Annotated in this window: 2 protein-coding genes; both read left to right on the forward strand. The window is 58.6% G+C overall.

All coding sequences use genetic code 11. The features are described from left to right. The first annotated feature begins 84 nt into the window (after window positions 1-84). Window positions 85-432: a quaternary ammonium compound efflux SMR transporter QacE delta 1 gene (locus OKC40_RS22375; protein ID WP_000679427.1), complete on the forward strand. Its 348-nt coding sequence runs from the start codon at window positions 85-87 to the stop codon at window positions 430-432. Further along, a complete protein-coding gene (gene sul1, locus OKC40_RS22380) occupies window positions 426-1,265 on the forward strand; it encodes a sulfonamide-resistant dihydropteroate synthase Sul1 (protein WP_000259031.1) in 840 nt (279 codons plus the stop codon). Before OKC40_RS22375 ends, sul1 begins: the two co-directional genes overlap by 7 nt. Window positions 1,266-1,570: the final 305 nt, after the last annotated feature.

Consider the following 1,570-nt stretch of genomic DNA (forward strand, 5'->3'; position numbering starts at 1 on the left):
CTCACAGCCAAACTATCAGGTCAAGTCTGCTTTTATTATTTTTAAGCGTGCATAATAAGCCCTACACAAATTGGGAGATATATCATGAAAGGCTGGCTTTTTCTTGTTATCGCAATAGTTGGCGAAGTAATCGCAACATCCGCATTAAAATCTAGCGAGGGCTTTACTAAGCTTGCCCCTTCCGCCGTTGTCATAATCGGTTATGGCATCGCATTTTATTTTCTTTCTCTGGTTCTGAAATCCATCCCTGTCGGTGTTGCTTATGCAGTCTGGTCGGGACTCGGCGTCGTCATAATTACAGCCATTGCCTGGTTGCTTCATGGGCAAAAGCTTGATGCGTGGGGCTTTGTAGGTATGGGGCTCATAATTGCTGCCTTTTTGCTCGCCCGATCCCCATCGTGGAAGTCGCTGCGGAGGCCGACGCCATGGTGACGGTGTTCGGCATTCTGAATCTCACCGAGGACTCCTTCTTCGATGAGAGCCGGCGGCTAGACCCCGCCGGCGCTGTCACCGCGGCGATCGAAATGCTGCGAGTCGGATCAGACGTCGTGGATGTCGGACCGGCCGCCAGCCATCCGGACGCGAGGCCTGTATCGCCGGCCGATGAGATCAGACGTATTGCGCCGCTCTTAGACGCCCTGTCCGATCAGATGCACCGTGTTTCAATCGACAGCTTCCAACCGGAAACCCAGCGCTATGCGCTCAAGCGCGGCGTGGGCTACCTGAACGATATCCAAGGATTTCCTGACCCTGCGCTCTATCCCGATATTGCTGAGGCGGACTGCAGGCTGGTGGTTATGCACTCAGCGCAGCGGGATGGCATCGCCACCCGCACCGGTCACCTTCGACCCGAAGACGCGCTCGACGAGATTGTGCGGTTCTTCGAGGCGCGGGTTTCCGCCTTGCGACGGAGCGGGGTCGCTGCCGACCGGCTCATCCTCGATCCGGGGATGGGATTTTTCTTGAGCCCCGCACCGGAAACATCGCTGCACGTGCTGTCGAACCTTCAAAAGCTGAAGTCGGCGTTGGGGCTTCCGCTATTGGTCTCGGTGTCGCGGAAATCCTTCTTGGGCGCCACCGTTGGCCTTCCTGTAAAGGATCTGGGTCCAGCGAGCCTTGCGGCGGAACTTCACGCGATCGGCAATGGCGCTGACTACGTCCGCACCCACGCGCCTGGAGATCTGCGAAGCGCAATCACCTTCTCGGAAACCCTCGCGAAATTTCGCAGTCGCGACGCCAGAGACCGAGGGTTAGATCATGCCTAGCATTCACCTTCCGGCCGCCCGCTAGCGGACCCTGGTCAGGTTCCGCGAAGGTGGGCGCAGACATGCTGGGCTCGTCAGGATCAAACTGCACTATGAGGCGGCGGTTCATACCGCGCCAGGGGAGCGAATGGACAGCGAGGAGCCTCCGAACGTTCGGGTCGCCTGCTCGGGTGATATCGACGAGGTTGTGCGGCTGATGCACGACGCTGCGGCGTGGATGTCCGCCAAGGGAACGCCCGCCTGGGACGTCGCGCGGATCGACCGGACATTCGCGGAGACCTTCGTCCTGAGATCCGAGCTCCTAG

Source organism: Aeromonas sp. QDB11 (assembly GCF_027705265.1).
Classification (GTDB): domain Bacteria; phylum Pseudomonadota; class Gammaproteobacteria; order Enterobacterales; family Aeromonadaceae; genus Aeromonas; species Aeromonas allosaccharophila.

Bases quoted from the DNA above. Each gene is read 5' to 3' on its own strand.
- OKC40_RS22375 (WP_000679427.1), top strand. From the start codon at position 85: ATGAAAGGCTGGCTTTTTCTTGTTATCGCAATAGTTGGCGAAGTAATC.
- sul1 (WP_000259031.1), top strand. From the start codon at position 426: ATGGTGACGGTGTTCGGCATTCTGAATCTCACCGAGGACTCCTTCTTC.